The organism is Streptomyces sp. NRRL WC-3549 (genome assembly GCF_000721935.1).
Lineage (GTDB): Bacteria > Actinomycetota > Actinomycetes > Streptomycetales > Streptomycetaceae > Streptomyces.
The window spans coordinates 231,239-232,719 of the sequence record NZ_KL585423.1 but is presented as its reverse complement, the minus strand read 5'-3'; the positions used below and the strand labels follow the sequence as shown (position 1 = coordinate 232,719).

At 75.1% G+C, this 1,481-nt stretch carries 1 protein-coding gene; it reads left to right on the top strand.

Going from position 1 to position 1,481, the window contains the following annotated elements; translation table 11 throughout:
* Nucleotides 1-1,481: condensation domain-containing protein (locus IH13_RS0127395; RefSeq protein ID WP_031088653.1), on the top strand; the 1,481-nt coding region annotated here is incomplete at both ends.

Genomic DNA, 1,481 nt, shown 5'->3' with positions numbered 1-1,481 from the left:
GGAGGCGGCCGTCCTGGACGCCGTGCGCGAACCGTTCGACGTCGTCGAGGACCCGCCGCTGCGCGCCCTGCTGCTGCGTTCGGCGCCCGGACACCACGTCCTGGTGCTCGTCCTGCACCACATCGCGGGCGACGGCTGGTCCCTCGCCCCGCTCGCCCGCCACCTCGGCGACGCCTACCGGGCCCGCACCGGGGGGCGGGCGCCCGAACCACCGGCCGTCCCCCCGCTCCAGTACGCCGACTACACCCTCTGGCAGCGCGAGGTGCTGGGGGACGGCCTCGCACCGCAGAGCCCGCTGCGGCGCCAGCTCGACCACTGGCACACCGCCCTGGCCGGACTGCCCGGGCTGACCGAGCTGCCGCTCGACCGGCCGCGCCCGGTCACGGTGGACCCGAGGGGCGCCGTCCACACCTTCGACGTGCCGCCCCGGCTGTACACCCGGCTGCGGGAGCTGGCGAGGGGGTCCGGCAGCACCCTGTTCATGGTGCTCCGGGCGGCGGTGGCCACCGTGCTGCACCGGCACGGCGCGGGGGACGACATCCCGCTCGGCTCGCCCGTCGCCGGGCGTACGGACGAGGCGCTGGAGGACCTGGTCGGGTTCTTCGTCAACACGCTCGTCCTGCGCACGGACCTCTCCGGCAACCCGACCTTCCGTGAACTGCTCGACCGCGTACGCGAGTTCGACCTCGCCGCCCACGCGCACCAGGACGTGCCCTTCGAACGGCTGGTGGAGAGCCTCAACCCCGTCCGGGCGCGCGACCACCACCCGCTCTTCCAGGTCATGGTGGTCCTGCAGAACCAGGAGACCGCCCGCCCCGACCTGCCGGGCCTCACGGTCGAGGACCGGCTCGTCCACAACGGCCTGAGCAAGTTCGACCTCACCTTCGCCTTCACCGAGGAGCGCGGTGAGGACGGTCCGGCCGAACTCACCGCGGGCATCGAGTACGCCACGGCCCTCTTCGACCGGGCCACCGTCGAATCCGTCGCCGACCGACTCGTGCGCCTCCTCGAACAGGTGACGGCCGACCCCGGCCTGCCCCTGTCGGGCTACGACCTGATGACGCCGGACGAACACGCCCGCCTGGCAGACCGGGGCACCGGCGCCCCCCTGCCCGCCGGCGCCGCGGACGCCACGCTGCCCGCGCTCTTCGCGGCCCAGGCGCACCGCACGCCGCACGCCGTGGCCGTCACCGCGGACGACACCACCCTGACCTACGCCGGACTCGACCGGATCGCGGGCGACCTCGCCCGCTGCCTCGCGGGCCTGGGCGTCGGCCCCGAGTCCGGTGTCGGGGTGCTGCTCGGCCGGTCGCCGGCCGTGGTGTCGGTGTCCCTCGGCACGGTCCGTGCCGCCGGCGCCTACGTCCCGCTGGACGCGCGATGGCCGCGGGAACGGCTCGACCAGGTCGCGGAGGTGGCCGACGTGCGGGTCCTCGTCGTCGACGAGGACACCGTCACCTCCCCCTGGGTCACGGCAGGCC